The following is a 25,879-nucleotide window of genomic DNA, read 5'->3' as shown; positions in this document are numbered from 1 at the left end:
CTTGCCTTTATAATAAGAATTAGTTATATTTTTCAGAGGTCGGGTCAAAACTATGTTTTGTTCAGGCCTCTGTTTTAGTTTGGCAATTATTTGAATAGAGGGAAAGAATGCGAAAAAGAAATTTTATTTTATTAGCTTTGTTTTCGCTATTGATAGTATTAGGGGGCTGTAGTCGTCGTGATACGTCACAAAAAATCATAACGACCACAGTTAATACTTATAAGGAACCGATACAGAGTGTTGTCGGTGATAAATATCAGGTTGAATCAATTATTAAATCAGTCAATGTTGATCCACACAGTTTTTCAGCTTCCAGCAACAATGCTAAACAAGTTGCTGATTCAAGATTGATTGTCGCTAACGGTTTGGGGTACGATGATTGGGTTGAAAAAATTGTGGCCGCTAATAGTCAAGAAGATAATATGATCGATTTTTCCCGAGACGTCTTGAAGAAACAAAATGGTGATAATGAGCATGTTTGGTTTGGAGTTAAGAATGTCCAAGAACTCAGCCGGATGGTTTACAAGCATATGGCCAAAGTTGATCCGAAAAATCGTGCGTATTATCAAGCTAATTTTAAGGAATATTATTTAAAATTGAATCGTTTAATCCAAAGAGAAAAAGCATTAAAAAAGTATACGGCTGGTAAAAAGGCTTATGTAACTGAACCGCTACCTTACTATCTCTTGAAAGATCTGGACGTGACAATTGCTAATCAACATTTTGCTAAAGCCATCGAAGAAGACACTGATCCATCTATTAAAGATGTGAAAAATATGGAAACCGGCTTGAAGAATCATAAAGTTAGTTTCTTAGTCGTTAATAAGCAGGTAACTAGTGGCATTATTACTAAGATGACCACTTTAGCAAAGAAGCATCATGTACCAATTATTTATTTCACGGAAACATTACCAAGTGATTTGGGATATTATAGTTGGATGGATCAAAATATTAGTCAGATTGAAAGGATAGTGAAGGAATAATCGTTATTAAGGCAGTCAATTTAACCAAACGTTTTGGTAAACAATTGGTTTTTCAAAATTTAAATTTTCAAATCAATGATGGCGACTTTATCAGTTTGATCGGACCGAATGGTTCTGGTAAAACGACATTGGTCAAAATGATCATGGGTTTGGAAAAGAAGTCTAGTGGTGACCTAATCGTTGATCACAAGCAAACTATCGGTTATGTACCACAATTTAGAAATATTGATATCGATTATCCTTTGAATATCGAACAATTCGTCCGTTTGAATCTCAAATTCACTTTGAGTCCCAAAAAACGTCAATCAGATAATCAGTTGATCAAAAGAATTCTTGAAAAAACGGGACTGACAGCTTTAAAAGATCGACCTTTGGGATTAGCTTCAGGTGGAGAAAAGCAAAAAGCCTATTTGGCTCAAGCACTCTTGAATGATCCTAAAGTATTGATCTTAGATGAGTCGACGGCCAGTTTGGATGTTGAAGTTAAGATGCAATTGATGGATTTAGTGGCTGAATTAAATCAAAATGAAAAACTAACTGTCATTTTCATTACACATGATTATGAATTAACTAAGAAATATACTCATCGGGCGCTCTTTTTTAGAGATCATGAATTACAAGAAGTCGATGTTAAAGATGTTTCAGAAGATATGTTTGAGATGGGAGGGTAAGCATGTTTGAATATGAATTTATGAGAGAAGCATTTATTGCTAGTACTTTCATCGCCATCACCGCTGGATTAGTTGGTGTTTTCGTTGTTTCTAGAAATATGTCTTTTCTTTCTCACACATTATCTGAAATTGGTTTTGCCGGAGCTTCTTTTGGAATTCTAGTTGGAATATCGCCCTTAGCTGGAATGATTATTTTTACATTGATCAGTTCAGTGGCAGTCGGTAGTTTGAGTAGTGAATCATCTAGACGAGAAGCGTCAATCAGTGCAATATCGTCGTTATTCATTGGTTTAGGAATTCTGTTCTTATCGCTGTCCTCAGAATCGAGTAGTTACGCTACTAACATCTTGTTTGGTAGTATTGTTGGCATCAGTTCTAAAGAGGTTAATCAATTAATGATTCTGGCGTTATTCGTCATTTTCGTCTTCATTATTTTCTATAAACCACTATCATTTGATTCATTCGATCATATTGGCGCCCGTGCTGCCGGTTTGAAAACAAGATTACTATCAGTTGCTTTCTTAGTAACTTTGGCTCTGAGCGTCAGTATTGGAGCTCAAATCGTTGGTTCATTACTAGTCTTTGTATTATTGACCTTGCCAGGAGCGACAGCCAAGTATTTAGTACATTCGGTGCCGAAATTGATTATGGTTTCAGTCGGATTGTCGTTAGCGGGAGTTTGGTTAGGTTTATACTTAGCATTTGTAACCAATTGGCCAGTAACTTTCTTTATTTCAGCTTTTGAAGTAATTGCTTACTTCTTAGGATTAAGCTATAAAAATTGGAAATTAAACCATTAAGGATCTGAATAAATGTTAAAAGAATTATGGAATAAATATAAAGATATGATTCCTTATGCTTTCTTTGGAGTCTTGACAACTTTAGTTAATATTATTACTTTCGATGTTTTATGGCACTTTTTAGGATGGAATTATCAGTTCGCAAATGTATTAGCATACTGGCTTTCCGTATTGTTTGCTTATGTAACAAATAAACTTTGGGTTTTTAATTCCCATACGGCAACTTGGAAAGACTTTTTTAAGGAAATGGTCTCATTTTTCCTTTTCAGAGCAGCTTCATGGGTAATTGATCAAAGTATTATGACTATAGGTGTTTCCTTATTGCACGGTAATGCTCTAATCGTCAAAATTCTAGATAATGTAGTTGTAATCATTTTAAATTACGTATTTAGCAAATTTATTATTTTCAGAAAAAGAAATGGATAACAAAAGGGATTGAAAACTAATCAGTTTTCAATCCCTTTTTATTTTTTATAAAAATTATTCTTGTAATTCGCGGATAGCTAAGGCGAAATCACCTAATGTAGCTGAACCGTTGTTTTTGATTACAGGCATTGTAATGTATTTCTTCAAATCTGGGACTTCAACGTAATCGTTTAGTAAGTCTTTGAATTGAGCACGAACTTTATCTAGGAATGGTTCACTAACAACACCACCACCGAAGACAATCTTGTCAGGTCTAAGAATAAGTGTAGCTTGAAGAGCTGCTTGAGCAACATAATAAGCCATAATATCCCAAACGTGATTTGTCAAAGGAACATCTTGTCCTTTGATACCTAAACGAGCTTCAAATGTAGGACCAGCAACTAATCCTTCTAGACAGTCACCGTGGAATGGACAAACACCCTTGAAATCTAGATCGTCAGGATGACGTTTTACAAGTGTGTGACCCATTTCAGGATGTCCGATACCACCAACAAATTTACCCTTATCAATGGCACCGGCACCGACACCAGTACCAACAGTGTAGTAAACTAATGAATCAATTTTTTCATTAGATAGAGTAGACATGACATACTCACCATAAGCTGAACCGTTAACGTCAGTTGTCCAGAACATTGGGATGTCAAAGGCTTCTTTCATTTTGCCAACAAAGTCAGTGTCTTTCCAGCCTGGCTTAGGTGTAGATGTGATATAACCATATTTTGGTGAGTTCTTACGTTGCTCTATAGGACCAAATGATGCAATTCCTAAAGCTTCGATATCAAATTGTTTAAAATAATCAATTGTTTTTTGTAATGTTTCTTCTGGTGTAGTTGTTGGGAAATGAACGCTATCCTTAATACGATAATCTTCATCACCAACAGCACAAACAAATTTTGTTCCGCCTGCTTCAATACTTCCTACTAGCAAAGTTAATCTCTCCTCAGTTTTAGTAATCGCTTTCAATACTAATAAGATACTATTATTTTTTTTCAACGTCAAATTAGTTTATGAAAAAATGATAATTTTTTTGCATTAATTTTAAAATATTTTATTGAAAATATACTATATTAGGCTTTCAGATTTTTAAGTAAAAACGAAATGATATAATCAGCTTAGTATAGAAATTATGGTGAAATGATGAAAGCAAAAATAGATGATGTGGCAAAGTTAGCCGGTGTTTCAAAGACAACCGTTTCTAGAGTTATGAATAAACGGGGATATTTGAGTGACAAAACAATCAAAAAAGTTCACGATGCGATGGATGAACTGAATTATCATCCTAACGTAGTGGCTAGACAGTTATTTAAGCAGGAAACTAAGCTCGTTGGCTTAATTTTTCCAACGGTTAATAATCCTTTTTTTGGACAGTTGGTTTCAGAAATGGAAAAAAGATTATTCAATTTAGGTTTTAAAGTGTTGATTGGCGACTCTATGAACGATCCAAAGAAGGAAAAATTATATCTTCAGGAATTGATGACGCATCAAGTTGATGGATTGATTGTTGGGGCACATAATCAGGGGATTGAAGAATATAAGAATACCAATCTACCGATAGTCGCAATTGATCGAATAATGAATAAAGATATTCCTGTAGTATCCTCTGATAATTATCTAGGTGGACAGTTGGCTACTCAATTGTTGATCGATAATGGTGCAAAAATTATTATCCATACGAATGACCCTCAGAATATTAAAAGCCCGGCTCAAAAAAGACGTAGTGCGTATGAAGATACGATGATCAAAAATGGTTTGAAACCGATTGTCTACACGTTGGACTTTGATTCAAATACTGATACCAAAATAAATAGCATAAAAAAAATCTTTAAAGAACATCCTGATGTTGATGGGCTATTCATCTCTAATGATATGGATGCAGCTCAAGTTATCGATGTTGCTAGAGGTTTAGGCTATAAGATACCTGAGGATTTAAAAGTTGTCGGCTATGATGGAGCTGACGTTACTAAAGTTTTGTTGCCTAATCTGACGACTGTTGTGCAACCAATAGATAAAATGGCTGAAGTCGCTGTGAATACACTGGTAGAACGAATGAAAAATGATAGCTATGACTCTAATCGGGTACTACCGGTTAAAATTTGGCGTGGAAAAACAGTTTAGAAAAATATTATGTTAACCGGTTGACATAATATTTGAAAGTGCTCACAATGAATTTTGTTAAGTACTTATTTTTTTGTTCTTGTATGTTAACCGGTTGACACAAAAATAACAATTTAAGAATGGAGTGAATAAAAATGGAAACACAGGTTCAAAGTGATACACGACAATCAGGCGAAGATATTCCCTTATTCCGGAAACTAAGTTATTCCCTGACTGACTTTGGCGGGAATGTTCTATTTGTAAGTATTAGCACGTATTTATTGTATTTTTATACAGATACTTTTGGATTAGCCATTGGTGCTGCGGGAACAATTTTATTAGTTACAAGATTACTAGATATGATCGACGCTCCCATTTGGGGTTTCTTGATTGATCATACACATACTGGTTGGGGTCAGAGTAGACCATACTTTTTGTGGATATGCGTGCCATTTGCGTTCTTCACTTGGTTAACTTTTACGACACCTAATTTATCTGGAACGGCAAAAGTTATTCATGCATCTTTGACATACGTACTTTCAGGAATTTTATATACCGGAATCAGTACACCGATGACATCTATTTTACCTAATTTGTCTAATGATCCGGATCAAAGAACAGTATTGAATTCCTACAGAATGGTAGGTGGCAATATTGGATTGCTAGTCGCTAACAGTGTTGTTCTACCATTAGTACAAATATTAGGACAAGGTAATGATAAAAAAGGCTTTTCTTACGCAATTGCTATTTTAGGTATTGTCTCGATTGTTTCCTTCTTGATAGCATTTTTGAATTTACGAGAAGTGAACGTTACTCAAGTTAAATCTATTTCATTAAAACAGAGTGTCAAAGCAACTAAGAATAACTGGCCTTGGGTTTTGATCGTGGTTACTAACTTACTATATTGGATTGGTACGACAGTTAGAAGTTCAGGAATGATTTATTATTTCCAATACAATATTCATGCTAAATCATTAGTATCAGTTGCTGGTGGATTATCAGTTGTCGCTGTTGTTGGTATGATTGCAACTCCATTTTTTGTAAAAAAGACAAACAAGAGAACAGTATTTATTGGTTCATTGATACTTGCTTCAGTAGCTAATATTCTATTTCAATTTGTAGGCAGCAATAAAGTGTTAGTAGTTGTACTGTATTGCATTGGTTCAATCGGAACAGGGGTAGCTGCTTCAATGCCATTTCTTATGTTGGCCGATGCAGTTGACTTTGGTCAGTGGAAAAACGGAATTCGTGCCAGTGGATTTTTGACATCGATTGGTAGTGCCTTCTGTGTTAAAGCCGGAAGCGGAATTGGTGGTTTCATACCATCTAAAGTTATGCAGTATTTTGGCTATATTCCTAATCATGTTCAAAGTACAAGATCGCTATTTGGAATTAACTTTAGTTTTGTTTGGTTGCCAGCTATTTTATTCTTGTTAGCAACTATTCCAATGTTTTTCTATGCAAAATATGAAAATAATGAAGCTCAAGTTAGAGCAGATTTAGCAAATCAAGGATAGGAGAGTAAAAATGAATAACACAAATTTTTATGATGTCACGAAAACTGATTTTGGAGATCCTTACGAAGATGTCGGAAAAGTTATCAATAATATCATTGCAGATATTAAGAATAAGCAATCAAAGAGTGACAACAAAGGTAACGGTAAACCAGGAGCAGTAATCTATTTGCCACCAGCTGATTATCACCTAAAGACACAAGTTCTTATTGATATTAGTTTTTTGAAAATAGTTGGATCGGGTCACGGTTTTACATCATCAAGTATTCGTTTCAATGTACCAGAAAAAGATTGGCCTGATCTTCATGAATTATGGCCCGGTGGTAGCAGGATTATCAATGATCTTCCCGTTGACAATAATTCTTCTGAAATAAGTGGTGCAGCCTTTTTGGTAAAGAGAGATGGAGATCCAAGAATCAGTTCGGTCGAATTTTCTAATTTCAATATTGATGGATTACATTTTGTTGATGATGGTTCTGGGGATGACAATCCTGAAAATATCTATGTTAATAATAAAACAGGAATTTACGTCGCCAGTGCGCAAGATTCATTTAGAATTACGGGCATGGGATTCGTATATTTGGAACACGGTATTGTGATCTATCATGCTGATGCTTTAACGATCCACAACAATTTTATTGCAGAATGTGGTAACTGTATTGAATTACGTGGATGGGGACAAGCATCAAAAGTTACTGACAATTTAATGGGTGCTGGTTATAAAGGTTACTCTATTTATGCTCAAAACTTTGCTCAACTGTTGGTTTCTACGAATAATATTTTCCCTCGTGGAGCAAGCACGATTCATTTTGAACAAGTTACACGTTCTTTACTTTCTAATAATATCTTGCATGCATTTTATCCAGGTATGGTGTTATTGACTAAGTCCAGTTCGGAAAACCTTATTTCTTCTAATCATTTCTTACGTGATCATGAACCTTGGCAACCAATGCAGACACATGACAATGGACTTGAGGATTCATATGGATTGCTATCAATAGATGGTAACAACAATACTGTAACTGGCAATCATTTTTCAGAAATCATTGATAAGAAGTATCTCAAGCCAGTTGGAGTGACACCTGTGATTATCCATTTAATTGGCGGAAGTACGAATTACATTTCTAATAATAATGTGGTTGCTTCAGAAGCACATTCAGAAATCGGTGAATCAGCTTTCAAATCTCAAGTAGGGGCTTTACTTTCGACACAACAATCCAGTTCAATTCAAACAATTAATGTCTTAGTAGAAAAAGAATCCAAGAGAAATACTATTTTGGATACAGGAACTGATGACCAGATCGTTTTAGATAAGCAAGTTAATGCCTTTAGAGCAACACCTTCGATTCTTGATGAGAACTAATATTGAAAATTTTTAGGAGAAATTATGACAGAAAAAATTAAGCTAACTAATAAGAGATATAGACTTGGATATCACATTATGGCACCGTCAGGTTGGATAAATGATCCTAATGGCTTTTCCTATTTTAAAGGTTATTATCATCTCTTTTATCAACATTATCCTAATGACTCAAAGTGGGGTCCTATGCATTGGGGACACGCTAGAAGTAAAGATCTAGTTCATTGGGAGACATTGCCGATTGCCTTAACACCAGGTGATCCTGAGGATGAAGGCGGCTGTTTCTCAGGGAGTGCAGTTGTTTACAATGATAAAATGTACTTAATTTATACTGGACATCATTATTACAACGACGGCGATCCAGAACATTTTTGGCAAAATCAGAATTTAGCTATCAGCGAAGATGGAATCAACTTTCATAAATATGAGCACAATCCAATTATCGCCAAAGCACCAGATGATAATACAGCTAATTTTAGAGATCCTAAAGTTTGGTATGATAACGGTAAATGGTACTTAGTTTTGGGGAGTCAGGATAATACCGAAGTAGGTCGTGTCCTGTTATATGAGTCAAAAAATTTAACAGAGTGGAAATACGATGGTATTTTAACAAAGTCAAAATCAGCTGATCAGGAAGGTGACATGTGGGAGTGTCCAGATTTCTTTAGATTGAGAGATAATAATTTCCTAGTTATGTCACCTCAAGGTATCAAAAAGGATGGTCCAAGATTTAAGAACTTCCGACAAACTGGTTATTTGGTTGGAAACTATAATTATCAAGACAATCATTTTGAGCACGGTGAGTTTTCAGAGTTAGATAATGGACATGATTTTTACGCTACTCAAACAATGTTGACACCTGATGGTAGAAGAATTGTCGTCGGCTGGATGGACATGTGGGAAAGTCCAATGCCTGAAAGTGTTGATGGTTGGGCAGGAGCATTAACACTTCCACGTGAATTAGTTTATGAAGATAATATTTTACAAATGAGACCAATCAAAGAATTGGAACGACTAAGAACAACAAAATTAGTTGACGAAGACTTAGAATTAATTGACTATAAGCAATTATTATCCAACGTTAAACAGTATGAAGCTCTACTGACTTTTAAAGCGGATGATTTAAATGGATCAGGAATTGAAATTTTAGATTCGAACAACGATAAGATATTGGATTTGAAGTATTTAAATAACAAAGTGATTTTGAACAGAATGGGAAAAGATGGTGAGAGAGAAGCAGAGATTAATATTGAGAAAGAATTAAAACTTCATTTGTATGTTGATACTAGTTCCGTAGAGGTATTTGTTAACAATGGAATAAGAACTTTTACAGAAAGAATTTACACAGATAAAGCTAATTTGAATGTTATTTCTGAAAATAAAACAAATGTATCAGCAACTGTTTATCAACTTGAGAATGCAGCTATTAAATTTTAAAAAGCAAGGAGGCAGTATAATTCTGTCTTCTTGCTTTTTGTTAGAGATTTAAGTAATCAATGCCATTCTTCTTGAGAAACGCCAATGCTTTTTCTCCTATTAAGCGGTTGCCTATGAATTTAGCAAATGAATAGGCTTGAATCGTATATTGAATAGCCTCAGAATGTTTACCTTGTTGTTCTGCCATTTCTGAAAGTAGGTAGTAGAATGATTCAACAAAATACGAGCTGCCATTTCTTTGAGCCAAATTTAAACCAGAAGTAGTAATATCTATACATTTTTCAAGTTTGTCATTATTGGCATAGTACATTCCCAAATTATCGTAAATTAATAGAGACCAAAAGAGATTGTTATTAGTATTGTAGTTTTTAAATAATGATGCAGTTTGTTCGAAATAAAAATTAGCCTTCGTAATATCTTTTTTTTGGCTATAGGCCACACCTAATTCGCAGGTTGCAAGAATGGTAAATATGTCAGAGATGTCATCGTGAAGTAGCAATAACTGATTGAAACCAAATATTGCATCATCAGAGTTATTAGTGAGCCACATTTCAGCGTCTGTTTTTAAAAATTGATAATGAGCATGCTGGTCTTTATCGTCAGTCTGTTGAAAATCTTTTAATGAATCGATAACCTCTTGATATTTATAATTCATGCTAAAATGGTCTGCCTGCATTAAAATCTGATCATTTTCAGTAGCAATGTCGTTAATAACAACATCACTTAATTTTAAATCTAGCCGATTTAATAATTTTACTAAGATTGTACTTCCTGGAGAAGTAGAATTTCTTTCTAGGGAACTGATGGTTCCCTGTGTAGTAATATCTTTGGCTAAATCAGATTGAGATAAACCTATCTTTTTTCTAGTTTGTTTTATTTTATTTCCATCTATCATTTGAATACCTCTAAAAAAATATCATTTTTTTAATAAATTGGTGTATATTATATATACATTAAAAATGTGGAGGATACTATCTTGAAAAAAATATTAATATATTTAACGACAATTACCGTTATGTTTACCACTGCTATGGTCGTAAAGGATACAACAATAGTTAATAATCAGACAAGTGTAAGTCAAACCGCGCTCATAAATAGTTCATTGAGCACAGAAATATCTAATGATACTCCATATCATTAGATATGATATTATTTTTGCTTAAAAAATTAAATTAATTATTAGTAGAAGAGATATTATAGGATAATATTTCTTCTATTTTTTTGCTATTAGGACATTATTATACTACGAAAAAGATTGAAAACACATTATCTTGAAATTTATAGCTAAATCTAGATTTATTATAATCATAAAAAATAATGCTAAAACGTTATTTTATTATTGGAATATAAATATTAAAGATGTATAACATAGTTAATCAATTATTGAAGGGGATGAAAGATATGAGTGAATTAGTTAAAGATAGAATTAAAACTCCAAGTGATTCTAAATTTGCTGAAAAAGAAATTACTAAACAAATTTGGGAAGATTACAAAGCCGAATATAAGACTAGAATGGATATTAAATATAATAAGAAAGATAATTAAATATTTAATATAAAAAACACCGAAACTTTATAAGTTTCAGTGTTTTTTTGAAAAATAGGGGGTGAAGTTATTGGAATTAGTGGAATCGGATACGACGAAGCAATTGATTAAAGCTGGAATTACGACAGTTGTTAATGATTTGGGGGCATCGATATTTAACTACGCGCTGTCTTTAAAACTGTTACAAGTTACTGGATCAGCTATGGGATATGGAACGAGTTTAATTATTGGACCATTGGTTGGTGTACTTGTTGCTCCTTGGGTGGGAAATACTGTTGATAGTTATCAAAGAAAACATATTGCTTTGATTGCCGAAAGTGCACTGATTTTGACCCTCATTGTATATTTCTTTGTTTTTGAATTATTTCATACCAATATTCTCATCTCAGCGATTGTTGTTGTGTGTTTGAATAATATTACGGCTCGTTTTTTTACTATCTCATATTTGTCATCGACCCCGCAGATTGTAACGGGAGATCATATTCAGAAACTTAATTCCATTGAATCAACTGCAGCAACGGTATCAAGCATTTTAGCGCCGGCGATAGCGGGATTTCTATTTGGAATTATGGATTTTAAATGGATGATTGTTTTACAAATTGTGACGGAAATAATGACTTTATTTTTAACGATGGCAACTCACTTTGATAGTAATCCGGTAGATAAAACTAAAAAGAAAATTCAAAACTTAAATATTTTTAAATCACTAAATAAATATCCAACAGTGCTTTTCTTTTTAATAGTAACGATGTGTCTCAACATTACTAGTACTGCTCTTGTTATAGGTATGCCTTATGTTGTTATACATACGTTGAAATATTCAACAACAATCAGCGGAAATATTGAAGGGATTTATTCTATTGGAGCTCTTATTGGCGGAATCATCATTACAATAGTTAATTTAAAAAATACTTTTGGATTTATAAGAAATATGTACTGGGCAACTAGTACACAACTACTTATTTTGGGTTTGATGTTATTTACCTTGCCACGTTATGTTTTATTTATTTTTGCATTTTTTGAATTTATTATTGGCGTGTTGGACGCTATGTCTCAACCTCCAATGTTTACATATATACAAAGAACAGTTCCAGAAGGAGATCTTGGTAAAGTTAATACTTCAATGTATACTGCTGCACAAATACTTACGCCAATTGCAGTATTCATATTCAGTATTGTATTTTCAAAGATCAATTATCAAATGATTTTCTTGATTAATGGAATAATTAGTCTGTTTTTGACATTCTTCTTATTAGAAGTTGTTGGTAGGGGGGAAAATAGAAATGAATAAGCCATTTTTGATGAATTTTAATTCAACGTATGAAAATCTTACTACCACGATAGAAGATATAGACTATAGAAGTCATCTGGTAGATATATTGGGAATTAATAAGTTGAAAAGGTACGGAAAATTAAAACATTTAGTTATATTTACTAGAATTGATGATCCAGAAATAGATTATTTAGGACCATATTTATTAGAGAAGGGTATTGATTATTTAAGAATTAATGCAGAACAAATATTTGATTTTGATTTCTCACTGAGTATAGATAAAGAATTAAAGGGTTATATCAAGAGGAGAAATGAAACTTGGAATATATCTGATATAGATGGTATATGGTTTAGACACTTTACTTTAGATTGCGTAAGTTGGCCATTTGAAGATGATTTAAGTAGAAAATATGCCGTTGAACAATGGAATTATTTTTTATCAACTATAAGTAATTTGGAAAATATTAATTATATAAGTAAATATAATAGTACATTAACGATAACTAAATCAATCCAGCTATATCAGGCATGCAAATCGGGTTTTGAAATACCGAATACAATCGTAACTAATAGTTTGAATTCTATTAATAATAAATTTCAAGGTAATTTTTTTGCTAAAGCAGTTAAACATCATAATATTGAAACAAAGCCTAATTTTTTAGACCATGTTTATGGTAGAGAATTATCAAAACATCAACTAGAAAAAGAAACAGTCAATGTCGCACCTACAATAATTCAAAATATAGTTTCAAATGGTACGGAAATACGGGTTAATGTTTTTGGGAAATATATAGAATCAGCAGAATATAAAAATGTTGAATCAGCAGATTGGCATGATCAAGGGTTGTATGGATTTGATATAGTTCCAGTTGAGATACCTACTTACGTGAAGGAAAGAATCATGAAATTAATGAAAATATTGGAATTGAAGGTTGGAACCGTAGATTTAGTTAAATTGAAAGATTCTTGGATATTCTACGAGATTAATCCAAATGGTGATTGGAAATGGTTAGAACAACAAAGTAAACAAAAAATCAGTGATAAGTGTATTAAATTTTTAGTGGAGGAAATGTCTAATGAAACTGTTAATGAATAATGACATGATAATTTTTAGAGATAAGGACAAAATAATCCTCGACTTATATAAAGAACATAATCAGGTAGCTATAAATCCTGAATTCTTACCAGTATTGTTGTTATTTAGATCTCCTAAGGATGAAAATGATATAGAAGATGATCGTGATAACTTCACTACCTATAGTGAATCAGAATTTGATGCTATAGTGGACGAATTTATTAATAAGCATGTTCTCATTGATAGCGAAGGTATCAATGAAAAAAAACTAGAAATTGATTCTTTGAATCAATCGACTAGGTATTATTATTGGGCTAATAGAATTTTTAACTATGAAAAATACGAAACTACTTACCATGAGTTTATGAAATTAGGTAGCCAAAGGAATATTCAGCCAAGCGTTTATAAAGAATACGAAAGCAAATTGAAATCCATTCCTCTTCCTTACCCATCTGAAATTAAAAGAGATTTATTGTCAACAATTTTATATAGGCAGTCTGTTAGATACGGAATAACAAAGGAAAATGTTTCATTTGATGCTATTTCAGATCTGCTTTATTATTCAACGGGAGAAACATCTTATGCTTTTGATAATGGGATGGGAGATGCACTGTTCAAGCCTACGGCTACTCCGGGGGGACGTGCTGGAAACGAATTATATTTGATAAACCTTTCTAATACTAATCTGGAAAATGGAATTTATCATTACTCTGTAAAAAAACATACTCTAGATTTGATAAAAAAGGGTGATTTTAACGATATCATGTTTAAGATTTCGGGAAATCAGAGTCAGGTTAAGTCGACTAAAATGATGTTAGTACTTACTGAAAAAATGGATAGAATTATTTGGAAATACCATGAAGGAATTGCTTATCGTTCAGCAATGATAGAATCAGGTGCTGTTATGCAAAATATTTATTTAATTGCTTCAGCTAGAAAGCTAGGTGTGGGAGCAATAGGGACTTTTCGCGATGATGAATTAGACAAACTATTAAATATAAATCCAAATAATGAATGTGTAACTTTGATGTTTACAATGGGTGTGATGGATAAGAATAAAGATAGGTTTGATCAACCCAGTATTGATAAATATATGGAGGAGGATGCTGATGAACGAAAGCAACAATCTTTCCCAAATAATTAATTCTAAACAGTCTGTGGGAATTATTATATTAAAATCAGATTCATTTTCTAGTAAATTATTTAAAAGTAGACTTGATTCTATTAAATTAGATAAGTCGGTTAGGATATTTGAATTAGCAAATATTATTTATTATGCAGAATTTATGAATGTTATATCGGTTCCTGCAGTTATGATTTTTCATAATGGAAAGCTTGATAGTATCCATAGAGGGGTAATGTCTACCGATGAAATTTCCCAAATTATAGGAACTATTTGAATGGAAAGAAATATTAATAACATTTATAAAAAAGACATTAATTCGGTTTTAAACGAATTGATGTCTTTTTTATACTAATAAATCGTATGTGATGAGTCTTCTTTGAAATTATTGAAAGCTTTGATAGTCGTATCTCTGTCATGTTGTTCAAGATTCAAAACTTTTTTATCCTTCAAACCATCGGATAAGAATTTGTAAATGAAATCGTCTCTGAAACCAATGTTCTTAGCATCTTCAGCGGTGTTTCCGTAGTAACAAGTTTTGATGTTAGACCAAATAATAGCACCTAAACACATTGGGCAAGGATAAGCATTTGTATATAATTCACAACCGGATAAATCGTGTGTTCCTAATTTTTCACAAGCTTTTCTGATGGTGGTGATTTCACCATGTGCTGAAGGATCGTGATTTGCTAAAACGTGATTGCGACCTTGTGCAATAATTTCTCCATCTTTAACAATAACAGTACCAAAGGGTCCACCAATCTGTGTTCCCACATTCTTTTGAGCCTCTTGAGCGGCTAAATCCATAAATTTTTTGTCATATGCCATAAGTAGTATCTCCTGGTTAACAATATTTTGATACTAGATTAGTATACTTCTATTTATAATTCCATAGAAATAATGATACATAATGGCATATCTTAAATTATCAAAAATGCAAAAATATTTTTGCTTGTCTTGAATAATATTTTTAAGCGTTTCCATTTATAATAAATCATAATTATTATTCTTAATTTAGATAGGTGGAGGATATGAAAACCAATAGAATACAGCAAATGATATTATGTTTACTCTTATTTCTAGTGGCTATATTTGGTGTGTCTTCAATTCGAAATGTGCAGGCTGCAGAAATAGATGACGGGATAGATAACTGGTATGCGCCGTCTAGTCAAACAACCCAAGTTGGTTTGTTACCGATGGGTGATAATTTGGATTTAGGTTATACTTTTGGATTGGCTCAAGGATATAATTCTAATTCCAGTGAGTTACCTTATTTTTTAGATGGTGGCGATGATTCAATTATTAAAGATTCAATTGCAAGTGGTAATTCAGTTCAATATTCTAAGATGGATGTCTTTTTGAAAAAAGGTGATAAATACGTTAACGCTCTTTTTCAAAATCGTGCCGGAAGCAGTATTGAAACCAATCGCAGTCTAGCCTCATCGTTGTCACCAGATTTTATGATTGTACCGTCTGATTCAACGACGACTAAAGTTACAGCAATGGAATATTCAGTTTTGCCATCACAATTTTCAGGGACAGATCCAACTAATCGGATGTCGAATAAAAAGTACTATATTGGAACCGATCAGAATGGAAATGCTGCTTATAAAATTGTTGGTGATTTGAAACGTAATAGTAAGACCTATGGAGTGTTTGATTTAAAAGTCGAATTATTGATGCGCGCTGATCCTAATAATGGTGCTGTTGTTCAAAGGGAGATGTATGTTTATAACCCAAGTTCAACGACACAGAAATTCACAACCATGTTTGCTGAGGATACGGCCTTAGGATTAATGGGAAAAACCGATCAGTCATATATTTATGATATGGGTGAAAGTCGAGGGCTGATTATTACATCCAGAGCTGATTCCTCAGATAGATATACCCTTTTAATTACTAATAAAGTTAAGGATGGATTTGATCAGTATACTGGGGTTGCGAGAGACTTACTAACTAATCCGACTAATTGGTTGGATGGTTTCAAGAATAGCAAGAATCAAATTAGTATTGATGGTTCAGGAGCTGAGAAGGACAATAATGCTTATGGAACTTCACTTTTCAAGACTAGTGATGGTTCGCCGAGAGTCGTTGATACGGCATACGCATTGAAATGGAATCCTACTACTTTGGAACCGGGACAGACAGCTCACTTTGTTTCAACTATGGGAGCAATGCCGCAATCTTCTGCTTCACCGGCTGTATCAAAAACTTACACTAATAAAACTAACTCCACAGGTAAAAATGAGGTTGGAGATCGTTTGAAATTTACGATGAAAGTAACTAATAATGGATACGGATCAGAGTGGTCCTATGATAAATTGATCGATGAAATTCCTGAAGGATTGCAAATAGATACTTCAACAATAAAAAAATCTAATGATGGAACTAATTTTACTGCAGTTCCTGCCAGTAGTTACAATGATAAGAATCGAATTTTAACTGTTATGCCAGGGTATTCTCTAGAGGATAACGATTCCGCAACGATAACTTTTGAAGCTGTCGTCGAAAGTGGTGCTGGTACGACAATTGAAAATACAGCTCAATTCTTTGGAACCGATCAAAAAGTATCTGGGGCAAGCCAGAAAAAATATTTAGCCTCGGTTGATGTGCCGATCGAAAAATTGGCTTTCAATTATAATTTTACGCGCCAAGTTAAAAATGAAACTAATAAGGAAACAGATTACGCTAATCAAACTACGGCTAAAGTAGGAGATGTAATCAGTTATAAAACAAAATTTGAAGTTGCGAGTGATAGTACGCATCCACTAACCAGTGCCACCAATATGATCAGTAATTTACCAAATAGCTTGGGTACACCTTATGATATTACTGTTACAGGAGCCGATGGAAACAGTTATCCGCAAGGTGGTACTAATACAGGAGTTGTTAGAGAAGTAAAAGCCGGTGAGTCGGTTATTGTTGAGAACAAGGCCAAAGTTACTTCAGCGGCAGTTGGTAAAATAACGACTAACGCTACTTTGAAAGGTGGAGTTGTAGCGAATAAGGATTTGGATGATCTAATTTCTAATAACGCCGAAGTTTCGATTGAAAATGTTGATGGCATTACGTCGGTCCCACAAATGATTGATTTTGGAACACATAACTTTTCAGGTTCGAGTTTAGAGGCTAATAACGTCAAAACTGATGGTGAGTTGATTATTAATCATCCGACAGACAATCCGTTCATGATTTCCGTATCTTACGATAATACTGATCCTAATTCACAGATGAAGAATAGTGATGTAGATACTTTAAGTAACAATTTGGGAAACATTTTATTCTTCCGTCAACGCCAAACAAGTGTCACTGATTCCGGAACATGGCAACCAATTTTGGCAAACGGAACAAGGATCCAGTCAGAGAGCTTCTCAGGCGGACAAGATAATTTAGATTTATCAGAATATATCGGAGCCGGTTCTTGGAAAATAAAGATGGATAGTAATACTAAGTCAGGTAACTATAACGGTACTATAACGTGGCAAATGATCGATTCGGCTTAGAGAAACAAAAAAAGGAAAACCATTAATGGTTTTCCTTTTTGTTTTAATTAATAAATCTTAGTATCACGAATATCTTTAAGAATGTTGAGTGAACCATCTTTGTAACTGAGGAAACCATAAACTAAAATACCGAGAACTCCACAGATAGCAATCACGATGATTGCTCCAACTTTAGTGGCGTCAGAAATCACTTGAACAATTAATAAGTTGGCAACCACAACGACAACTAACATAATTACGCCATCAATGAGAATGCGAATTAACTTCTTGCCTAATTCTTTATCAACAATTGCAAATTGCTTATTGATCAATCTAAAGGCAAAATGGCTCATAATTACGAATGCAATAGTTGTTGCAACAACCGGACCATAAACACCTAGAGCCAAAGTTAGAGGTAACTGAAGCACTATTTTTAGTAGATAGGCAATTGCTAGATAGATCATTGATTTCTTCATGTGATGAGTAACCTGAAGAATATTTTCCAAAATCATGAATAGACAATAGAAGAAAGCTTCAAAACAGGAGACTATTAAAACTTTTGAACCGAGGATACTTTGATCGTAGAAGACAAAAGCAGTCCAGAGTTGGCGACTGATAGCCATCACTCCGAAAGTAGCTGGAAGGATGATAAAGACCGTGAATTGAACAATTTTACGCATGAAATTTTGAATGTATTCGTTGGAAACTTTCTTGCTGACCATAGCTGATAGAGCTGGAATAACGGAAGCAGATACGGAGATAGCTAAGGAAACAAGAACCATAATAATCTTATTAGCTTGGAATCCAAACATTGCATAGAGGTTATCAATTGTTTTTTCACTAGCATGAAGAATCAATTGATAAATCCATGTGAAAGTTGTTTGGTCAAATAATTGTAAAACGGTCATGATGGTATCAACTAACAAGAACGGAATGGCTGAACGCAACATTGAACCAAAGTTGATATCAATTGTTTCGTCTGTAGGTAAGTCATCCTTTGTTTTGATGTCGTCAATTGTTACTGAACGTCTGACTTTGACACGAATCCAAAGTAAGAAGACATAGGCTAATGTGGCACCGATAAATGAAGCAAGAGTCGATTGGTTAACAGCAGAGATATAATTACCCTTTTGCAAAATCATAATTGTATATGTGGCATAAAGCATGTAAGCAACACGGGCAATTTGTTCGATAACTTGTGAAAAGGCTGAATAAGAAATGAAGGCGTAACCTTGAATGTAACCTCTTAAAATACCTAAAGCTGGAATAATCAACATTGCGACACTCAAATATTTAATGGGCGTTACAACACGCATATCGCCGGCTGCCAAAACAATGGCAACATATTTAGCGCCGAAGAACATGATTGCAGCACAGCCAATACCGACTAAAGTCATGTAGAAACTGTACTTCTTGAAGAGTTTTTCACTTTGATCAAAACGTCCTAAGGCATTATGAGCAGCAACTTCCTTAGAAATAGCTGAAGGAATACCTGCTGTGGCGATAATCAAAAAGAGATTGTAAATGTTATAGACTTTTCCATACATGGCATTGGCAGCATTAACGGCCAACGGACCAATCCAAATATTCCAGGGAATGATGTAAACAACCGCTAGAATACGAGAAATAATTCCACTAATGGAAATCCACAGCGAACTTTTTAGTAATGAATCTTTTTTCATTTTTTTATCCATTCTTTATAAAATTACTTATATTATAGAAGCATTTGATTAACGGTAAAAGAAGAGTACGAAAACCAAAGCTATCAGAGCAGGTAGTCCTTGTAGAAAGATAATCTTTCTAGTAGCAGTCATAGCACCATAAATTGCTACAATGATGACGTAAAGCATCAATAAAATCATGATAATTTTCAAAGTTGTACCAGTGAAGAAAAGAATCATTGCAAGAATTAAGAGACCTAAAGCACCGTTATAAATTCCTTGATTTGCTAAGGCAACTTTGGCATGGTCGTTTTTAACGAAGTCCAAGGGCATATCAAAAGCCTTGGCTTGTTGTTCTGGTTTAGCAAACATCTCTAAAGCCGCAATACCAATATGTTCTAAGGCAACTAGTGCAACTAAAAATAAAGTTAAGATTTGCATTTTAATCTTCTTTCTATATTAAAAAGTATAAGTATTATATTAGCCTGTTTTAAAAAATCATACAATGGAAACAAAAAAGAAGAACCAAAAGCTTATGATTCTTCTTTAATATTTATCATAGCAAATTTTTCAGTAAATTTACCTTTTTGATTGATTTTAGCATGTCTAAGGCTATCCATTTCTTCATAAGTGATTGAAGCGTCATCGAGAATAGCACGAATAACTTCTTCCAAGTCCCCTAATTCTTCGACCAAGTTAGCGCGCGTACTAGCAGCCTTTACTTCAGTAGCTTCTTCAACTACTTTCTCACGTAAAGAGAGACGATAATCGTCATTTGAAAGTACTTCAAATTTAGAATCGTCGTTGATAATATTAGGTATTTTGTCCCGAACCAATTTTCTCATATTATAAGTTCCCCCTAAAACGTTGTGTAAAAGAATCTTACCACACAAGAAGGATAGAAGCCGAGAATTTGATAACAATAATATCATCATGATATTATTTAATTAAAATAAATATAAAAGTGTTGATTGTTATGAATATTTCAAATGTAGAGATGACGGAAATATGTGGTGGCTTGCTGTTACTAGTAATGATATTTATAATTATTTTGCTAGTGTTAAATGACTTAATTCGTAAAAGAATGGAGTTTGCTTGTAAACATGCCTTGGCCAATCGTCAAAAAATTGATGATATTGCCTTGGATGAGAAGACTTCATCCTATTTGAAGAGAAATAATGATCACGAATTACATCGACTCAATGAATATGTTTCCAAGCAAAACGACGTTATACGGTATAAATTATATTTGAAGAAACGTCGATTTGATTTTTATTTAGAAAAACAAAATTTATGGAATTATAAAGTTATAGCAATAAAAATGTATGAATGAGGCTGTCGTTATGACGATGGTCTTTTTTTATTGATTGACTATCGTAGAAAAATCGGATAACATGTTTATAAATTTTACCTATATTTAGGCAAAACAAATAATTAGGAGGAAGATCATGTCGGCATGGGATACAAAATTTGATAAAAAAGGATTCACTTTTGATGACGTCTTATTAATACCAGCAGAGAGTCATGTTTTACCAAATGAAGTAGATTTATCAGTTCAACTAGCTAAGAATATCAAGCTAAATACACCAATTTTAAGTGCAAGTATGGATACAGTTACCGAGGCACCGATGGCCATTGCAATGGCTCGTCAGGGTGGCTTGGGTGTCATTCACAAGAATATGAGTATTGAGCAACAAGCTGATGAAGTATCAAAAGTTAAGCGTTCCGAAAATGGTGTCATCATTGACCCTATTTACTTAACAGCAGATGACAAAGTTAGTGAAGCAGAAAAATTGATGAGTACATACCGCATAAGTGGTGTTCCCATTGTAACTAATACAACTGATTTGAAATTGGTTGGTATTATTACTAACAGAGATTTACGTTTCATTACTGATTTTTCAGTTAAAATCGGTACTGTAATGACGAGTGAAGAATTAATTACTGCACCAGTTGGAACATCTTTAAAAGAAGCAGAACAGATCCTCCAAGAACACAAGATTGAAAAATTACCTTTGATTGATAAAAACGGTCGTTTGGGTGGCCTTGTAACAATCAAAGATATCGAAAAAGTAAAAGAATTTCCTAATGCCGCTAAAGATCAATATGGACGTTTGTTAGTAGCCGCCGCTGTTGGTGTTACTAGTGATACTTTCGAACGTGCCGAAGCCTTACTTGATGCCGGAGCTGATGCCATTATTATTGATACAGCTCATGGTCACTCAGCCGGAGTTTTAAGAAAGATTTCTGAAATTAGAAATAAGTTCCCAGAAGCAACTCTAATCGCTGGTAATGTCGCTACAGCTGAAGGTACAAGAGCACTTTACGATGCTGGAGTAGATGTTGTTAAAGTTGGTATTGGACCTGGTTCAATTTGTACAACTAGAATCGTTGCTGGTGTCGGTGTTCCTCAATTAACAGCTGTTTATGATGCTGCAAGTGTTGCCCACGAATATGGCAAGACAATTATCGCTGACGGTGGTATCAAGTATTCAGGTGACATTGTAAAGGCTCTAGCAGGTGGTGGTAACGCCGTTATGCTTGGCTCAATGTTAGCTGGTACTGATGAAGCACCTGGTGAATTTGAAATTTATCAAGGTCGTCGTTTCAAGACTTACCGTGGAATGGGTAGCTTAGCTGCTATGTCCCATGGTTCGTCCGATCGTTACTTCCAAAGCGGTGTTAATGAGGCTAATAAATTAGTTCCCGAAGGTATTGAAGGTCGTGTTGCAGCTAAAGGTGCTGTTGGCGATGTAATTTATCAATTACTTGGTGGTTTACGTTCAGGTATGGGTTATGTTGGTGCTCATAATTTGAAAGAACTACAAGACGCTCAATTTGTCCAAATCTCAAATGCTGGTTTAAGAGAATCACATCCACATGATGTAACAATTACTAAAGAAGCACCTAATTATTCAGTTAAATAACAATTAACAGCACCTATTTAGAATGAACGTATGCATTTGCGTTTCTAAGTGGTGCTGTTTTAATTTTCTGAATTAAACAATTATTATCCAGTGTCCAAAAAAGTCAAACGAATGATTTACAATAATTAGAGGACAGACTTTTAGGATATGTTTTGTATCAGGGGGGAATATGAATAATCAAGAACAACAACCAAATACGAAACGGGTTAGATCACAAAATGTGAAATTTGGAAGATATTCGTATTTTGATGGGGGACTTTTTGAACTGATCTTGCTGAGTTTAGGTGGATTTATTATGACTGTTTTTACAATTGGTATTCTTTATCCTTGGGCGCTTTGTTTAGTTTACGGATGGAAAATTAATCATACTGTAATTGAGGGTCATCGAATGCACTTTAATGGAACTGGGTTAGAGTTATTTGGTAATTGGATCAAGTGGTTTTTATTGTCTATCATCACGATTGGAATTTACTCATTTTGGGTTAATATCAAATTGGAAGATTGGAAAGCTAAACATACAACTTTTGTAAGTTGATTTATCGTTATAACGATAAAAAGACCGGTATGACAACTATTAAAAATAGCTGTTATACTGGTCTTTTTTAGTATTTATTATTCTGTATTTAATCGTATAAGTGAATTCTTTAAGATAGTAGTAGATCAGCTAAGATTGCTGGTTCAATTTTACCTAGGTTGGCTGCTAAATCAACTTTTTCAAGAGCAGTGATTAAGTCTTTCTTAGTGAATTCGGCTCCTAAGAGAGCTTTTTCAATTAAAGTAATATCGCCGCCGGTAATGAAATCACCATAAATTTTGATATTAGAGATTTTGTTATCTTTTAAAGAGAAGTTGAAAGCAACTGTACCGATATCATAATGTTTAGAAACATAGTTAGTGAAACCAGGATTCTTACCATAATTCCAAGCATCAGTGTCGTATTTATTCTTTAAGCGAGAGTCAATAATGTTCCAATCATGTTCGTCCAAAGTGTAAGTTTCAATGTCAGAGAGCTTGTCGACGTGGTAGATTCGTTTCAACAATTCTTCTCTAAATTGATTGGCATTCATACTTCTGAAAGGTTCATCAAGATATGGTTTGATATTGGTAATACGCTTGTTAACAGATTTAACACCTTTAGATTCAAGTTTATCTTGTTCAGGTGTTAGAACCTTACTAGCAGTATCCATGTCCAAATCGAACATTAAAGTGCCACCAGCGGCGTAAGAATCACCAACTTTAAACATTGTCATACCAGAGAATTTTTTGCCATCCACAACGATATCGTTACGGCCACGCATCTCGACACCAGTAGCACCCATATCATGCAAAGCGTCGATAATTGGTTGGGCAAAGTAGGCATAATCTCCAAAATGTTCGTCGTCGCCAATGATAATATTTTCGAAAATCAGATTTCCATAATCATGGTAAACGGCGCCACCACCGGAAGTTCTACGGACAAGTTGGATTTTATTCTTCTCAAGGTAAGGGAAGTTGACTTCGGCATAAGCATTTTGATGAACACCTACGATAACCGAAGGATTATTGATATAGAGGATCAAACCATGGCCTGGTAAACGAAGATCATTTACTAAGTAATTATCCAATGATTGATTGACTATAGCATTGTAGACAGGTTTTCCATTTTTAGACGTATCGATAAAGAACATATACTCACTCCTTCTTAATTAGCTGACTACATTGTAAGCCCTTTCGAAGAATGAAGAAATAAAATTTCACAAAAAAAGCTTACCAAATTGATGGCAAGCTGAAAGTTATTTAATTAGAACCATAATGATAGGAACAACAATCAAACTTAGTAAAGTTGTTTCGGTAACCATGATAGCTGCGTAATCTGAATCGGCATGGTAAAGCTTTGCTACAACAGGGGCGTTAGTCATAACTGGCATAGCTGCTTGGACGATGAAAACTTGTCTCATCAAAGGTGTGGCAGGAATGAATAGGAAGAGAGCAGCCATTAATAATGGGGCACATAAAAATCTTCCGAAGAGAATTGCCAAATTGTCTTTGTGAAATGAGATATTCTTTAAACCAGCGTTGTAGATAGAAATACCAATGAAGATCATGGATAAAGGAATAGTCAGATTACCTAGATATTCAAAGTCTGACATTAAGAACTTAGGCAATTGAATATGGAGCATGACTAAGATCAATCCGATAATGAATCCCATTAATGGTGGTGAAAAAATTTTTTTGAGAGTCGTCTTTAGTTTGAATTTACCTTTAATTTCTCCATCCATTTGAATTAAATAAGTTCCAAGTGTCCAAAAGAAAGTTGTGTTAGCCATGTAATAGACCAAGACGTAAGGTAAACTTTTTTCACCAAATAGTGCCATATTAACAGGTAAACCGACAAAAACAGTATTGGAATTGAAAAACATTGATGAAAATAAGCCTTTATGTTTAGGATCAATTTTCAAAACTTTAATTAAAATTATAGAAACAAAGATCAAAATAGTCATCGACAAAACGGGAATAACTAAGTCAGGTAAGAGTTTGATCAATTTTTCAGCCGTAAAGTCTTTAGTGATAGTTGAAATCATATAGGTAGGTAAAGCAACTTGTGTAACTAATTTCGCAATCAATTGTGTTGAGTTTTCTGAAAACCAGCCTAAATGAGTTAAACCATAACCAACAGCGATTAGGCCAATGATTATTAGAATTCCTTGAATACTTGAGAAGAAAACACCCATAAAAAACACCCTTCAATAATAAATATAACTTCTATGGTACTCTTTTTTGCAAAAAGTGGTGAAATTGGTAAATTATTGTTTATCTTTTTGTAAACGAATTGGTCCAGAGAGTAATTCAGTCAAGTAAGTTTCGGCCTCTTCGAGGGTTACTTTATGTTGACCTAAGTAGATCCATCTCAAAATTTCGATAATTGTTGTACTACAATGTTGAGCTACTAACTCTGAAGGAGTATTGATGTCCTTAATTTCAAAATTGTTCTTGATAGATGTATAAATGACATCTGTAAAATGACGGACAAAATGATTTACTAAGGGACTGTCGATTGGATTATTTTCGATAATACTTAATAGTAGAGACTGATAATCTTCAAATAATTTATAGATCTGCGCAAAGGTCTCCTTAATGGTTAATTTGTTTTCTTGGGTATTGTTGACGTCCAGGTGAGTATCTTGTCCTAATTTGAACCAACAGAAATTCAAAAGATCAAATTTATCATCAAAGTAATTATAAAAAGTGGCACGTGGGTAATCGGCTTTTTCACAGAGAGCATTTACTGTAATTTTGTCAAAAGGTTTCTGAGCTAAGGAATCAAACATAGCGGTTGCAAATGCCCGTTGGGTACGTTCAATACCACGTGATTGTTTAACGTTTGGATTATATTTCAAAATGTAAGCGCCTCAATTCTGGACAATTTTCATAAATTGTCAAAGTTTAGACAAAATGACAAGACTTGTCTCTTGCCCAAATTCGTAATTAACCTTATCATTACATTTGTATTTTTACAACTGTCCAAGTA

General features: G+C 33.9%; 26 protein-coding genes. 17 read left to right on the top strand and 9 right to left on the bottom strand.

All coding sequences use genetic code 11. The features are described 5' to 3' along the window. The first annotated feature begins 107 nt into the window (after positions 1-107). From ACI6PB_RS12650 to ACI6PB_RS12635, 4 genes are read left to right on the top strand one after another with little or no spacing between them, the layout of a single operon-like run. Entirely contained in the window at positions 108-983 is an 876-nt protein-coding gene (locus tag ACI6PB_RS12650) for a metal ABC transporter solute-binding protein, Zn/Mn family (RefSeq protein ID WP_025085444.1), read from the top strand. A gap of 44 nt (positions 984-1,027) precedes the next feature. Then, positions 1,028-1,654: an ATP-binding cassette domain-containing protein gene (locus tag ACI6PB_RS12645; protein ID WP_227005305.1), complete on the top strand. Its 627-nt coding sequence runs from the start codon at positions 1,028-1,030 to the stop codon at positions 1,652-1,654. Positions 1,655-1,656: 2 nt separating this feature from the next. Beyond that, positions 1,657-2,454 (top strand): metal ABC transporter permease, encoded by a 798-nt coding sequence (locus tag ACI6PB_RS12640; protein ID WP_054642695.1) that lies wholly within the window; start codon positions 1,657-1,659, stop codon positions 2,452-2,454. A gap of 12 nt (positions 2,455-2,466) precedes the next feature. Next, complete coding sequence (locus ACI6PB_RS12635; RefSeq protein WP_025085446.1) at positions 2,467-2,880, top strand: GtrA family protein; 414 nt, start codon at positions 2,467-2,469, stop codon at positions 2,878-2,880. A gap of 54 nt (positions 2,881-2,934) precedes the next feature. Here ACI6PB_RS12635 and scrK read toward each other — a convergent pair whose 3' ends face one another. After that, positions 2,935-3,807 (bottom strand): fructokinase ScrK, encoded by an 873-nt coding sequence (scrK, locus tag ACI6PB_RS12630; protein ID WP_025085447.1) that lies wholly within the window; start codon positions 3,805-3,807, stop codon positions 2,935-2,937. 210 nt (positions 3,808-4,017) lie between these two features. Between scrK and ACI6PB_RS12625 the strand changes: the two genes are divergently transcribed. The 4 genes from ACI6PB_RS12625 (at position 4,018) to ACI6PB_RS12610 (ending at position 9,285) form a co-directional block, all read left to right on the top strand. Further along, positions 4,018-4,995 (top strand): LacI family DNA-binding transcriptional regulator, encoded by a 978-nt coding sequence (locus tag ACI6PB_RS12625; RefSeq protein WP_404327538.1) that lies wholly within the window; start codon positions 4,018-4,020, stop codon positions 4,993-4,995. A 134-nt stretch (positions 4,996-5,129) separates the two neighbouring features. Next, on the top strand, positions 5,130-6,491 hold the full coding sequence (locus ACI6PB_RS12620; protein WP_404327537.1) for a glycoside-pentoside-hexuronide (GPH):cation symporter: 1,362 nt from the start codon (positions 5,130-5,132) through the stop codon (positions 6,489-6,491). Positions 6,492-6,501: 10 nt separating this feature from the next. Then, on the top strand, positions 6,502-7,851 hold the full coding sequence (locus ACI6PB_RS12615) for a right-handed parallel beta-helix repeat-containing protein (RefSeq protein WP_404327536.1): 1,350 nt from the start codon (positions 6,502-6,504) through the stop codon (positions 7,849-7,851). 24 nt (positions 7,852-7,875) lie between these two features. Next, entirely contained in the window at positions 7,876-9,285 is a 1,410-nt protein-coding gene (locus ACI6PB_RS12610; RefSeq protein WP_404327535.1) for a glycoside hydrolase family 32 protein, read from the top strand. Between the two features lie 40 nt (positions 9,286-9,325). Here ACI6PB_RS12610 and ACI6PB_RS12605 read toward each other — a convergent pair whose 3' ends face one another. Further along, on the bottom strand, positions 9,326-10,180 hold the full coding sequence (locus ACI6PB_RS12605; protein ID WP_056955670.1) for a helix-turn-helix domain-containing protein: 855 nt from the start codon (positions 10,178-10,180) through the stop codon (positions 9,326-9,328). Positions 10,181-10,686: 506 nt separating this feature from the next. Between ACI6PB_RS12605 and ACI6PB_RS12600 the strand changes: the two genes are divergently transcribed. The 5 genes from ACI6PB_RS12600 to ACI6PB_RS12580 all read left to right on the top strand — a co-directional run bounded on the left by ACI6PB_RS12600 (position 10,687) and on the right by ACI6PB_RS12580 (position 14,578). After that, positions 10,687-10,830: a hypothetical protein gene (locus ACI6PB_RS12600; protein WP_404327534.1), complete on the top strand. Its 144-nt coding sequence runs from the start codon at positions 10,687-10,689 to the stop codon at positions 10,828-10,830. A 79-nt stretch (positions 10,831-10,909) separates the two neighbouring features. Next, positions 10,910-12,121, top strand: coding sequence for an MFS transporter (locus tag ACI6PB_RS12595; protein ID WP_404327982.1), 1,212 nt, complete (start codon positions 10,910-10,912; stop codon positions 12,119-12,121). Next, positions 12,114-13,199 (top strand): hypothetical protein, encoded by a 1,086-nt coding sequence (locus ACI6PB_RS12590; RefSeq protein WP_404327533.1) that lies wholly within the window; start codon positions 12,114-12,116, stop codon positions 13,197-13,199. Before ACI6PB_RS12595 ends, ACI6PB_RS12590 begins: the two co-directional genes overlap by 8 nt. Further along, positions 13,180-14,322, top strand: coding sequence for a SagB/ThcOx family dehydrogenase (locus ACI6PB_RS12585; RefSeq protein ID WP_404327532.1), 1,143 nt, complete (start codon positions 13,180-13,182; stop codon positions 14,320-14,322). The genes ACI6PB_RS12590 and ACI6PB_RS12585 overlap by 20 nt, the downstream gene beginning before the upstream one ends. Next, the gene (locus ACI6PB_RS12580) at positions 14,288-14,578 is read left to right on the top strand and encodes a hypothetical protein (RefSeq protein ID WP_404327531.1); all 291 of its coding nucleotides are present in this window, start codon (positions 14,288-14,290) and stop codon (positions 14,576-14,578) included. Before ACI6PB_RS12585 ends, ACI6PB_RS12580 begins: the two co-directional genes overlap by 35 nt. 74 nt (positions 14,579-14,652) lie before the next feature. On the opposite strand, the gene ACI6PB_RS12575 is transcribed toward ACI6PB_RS12580, so the two are convergent. Then, positions 14,653-15,129, bottom strand: coding sequence for a nucleoside deaminase (locus ACI6PB_RS12575; protein ID WP_025084819.1), 477 nt, complete (start codon positions 15,127-15,129; stop codon positions 14,653-14,655). A 203-nt stretch (positions 15,130-15,332) separates the two neighbouring features. Here ACI6PB_RS12575 and ACI6PB_RS12570 point away from each other — a divergent pair, with 203 nt between their 5' ends. Continuing rightward, positions 15,333-17,804, top strand: coding sequence for an isopeptide-forming domain-containing fimbrial protein (locus ACI6PB_RS12570; protein WP_404351086.1), 2,472 nt, complete (start codon positions 15,333-15,335; stop codon positions 17,802-17,804). A 47-nt stretch (positions 17,805-17,851) separates the two neighbouring features. On the opposite strand, the gene ACI6PB_RS12565 is transcribed toward ACI6PB_RS12570, so the two are convergent. The 3 genes from ACI6PB_RS12565 to ACI6PB_RS12555 form a co-directional block, all read right to left on the bottom strand. Further along, positions 17,852-19,465: a polysaccharide biosynthesis protein gene (locus ACI6PB_RS12565; protein WP_025084821.1), complete on the bottom strand. Its 1,614-nt coding sequence runs from the start codon at positions 19,463-19,465 to the stop codon at positions 17,852-17,854. A gap of 48 nt (positions 19,466-19,513) precedes the next feature. After that, the gene (locus ACI6PB_RS12560) at positions 19,514-19,885 is read right to left on the bottom strand and encodes a DUF1304 domain-containing protein (protein ID WP_034543922.1); all 372 of its coding nucleotides are present in this window, start codon (positions 19,883-19,885) and stop codon (positions 19,514-19,516) included. A gap of 92 nt (positions 19,886-19,977) precedes the next feature. After that, positions 19,978-20,289, bottom strand: a complete 312-nt coding sequence (locus tag ACI6PB_RS12555) for a nucleoside triphosphate pyrophosphohydrolase (RefSeq protein WP_025084823.1) — start codon at positions 20,287-20,289, stop codon at positions 19,978-19,980. Positions 20,290-20,420: 131 nt separating this feature from the next. Here ACI6PB_RS12555 and ACI6PB_RS12550 point away from each other — a divergent pair, with 131 nt between their 5' ends. From ACI6PB_RS12550 to ACI6PB_RS12540, 3 genes are all read left to right on the top strand, one after another. After that, positions 20,421-20,777 (top strand): hypothetical protein, encoded by a 357-nt coding sequence (locus tag ACI6PB_RS12550; protein WP_056955672.1) that lies wholly within the window; start codon positions 20,421-20,423, stop codon positions 20,775-20,777. 115 nt (positions 20,778-20,892) lie between these two features. Then, on the top strand, positions 20,893-22,371 hold the full coding sequence (guaB, locus tag ACI6PB_RS12545) for an IMP dehydrogenase (RefSeq protein ID WP_025084825.1): 1,479 nt from the start codon (positions 20,893-20,895) through the stop codon (positions 22,369-22,371). A gap of 169 nt (positions 22,372-22,540) precedes the next feature. Then, on the top strand, positions 22,541-22,906 hold the full coding sequence (locus tag ACI6PB_RS12540) for a DUF898 family protein (protein WP_051564129.1): 366 nt from the start codon (positions 22,541-22,543) through the stop codon (positions 22,904-22,906). A 109-nt stretch (positions 22,907-23,015) separates the two neighbouring features. On the opposite strand, the gene ACI6PB_RS12535 is transcribed toward ACI6PB_RS12540, so the two are convergent. The 3 genes from ACI6PB_RS12535 to ACI6PB_RS12525 form a co-directional block, all read right to left on the bottom strand. After that, positions 23,016-24,038, bottom strand: coding sequence for a lipoate--protein ligase (locus ACI6PB_RS12535; protein WP_404327529.1), 1,023 nt, complete (start codon positions 24,036-24,038; stop codon positions 23,016-23,018). A 105-nt stretch (positions 24,039-24,143) separates the two neighbouring features. After that, on the bottom strand, positions 24,144-25,082 hold the full coding sequence (locus ACI6PB_RS12530; protein WP_056955673.1) for an AEC family transporter: 939 nt from the start codon (positions 25,080-25,082) through the stop codon (positions 24,144-24,146). Positions 25,083-25,154: 72 nt separating this feature from the next. Next, positions 25,155-25,748, bottom strand: coding sequence for a TetR/AcrR family transcriptional regulator (locus tag ACI6PB_RS12525; protein ID WP_025084828.1), 594 nt, complete (start codon positions 25,746-25,748; stop codon positions 25,155-25,157). Between the last annotated feature and the right edge of the window lie 131 nt (positions 25,749-25,879).

The sequence above is a fragment of the Companilactobacillus paralimentarius genome (genome assembly GCF_963227125.1).
GTDB lineage: Bacteria > Bacillota > Bacilli > Lactobacillales > Lactobacillaceae > Companilactobacillus > Companilactobacillus paralimentarius.
The sequence above is the reverse complement of the archived record's forward strand: the minus strand, read 5'-3'. Positions and strand labels throughout refer to the sequence as shown.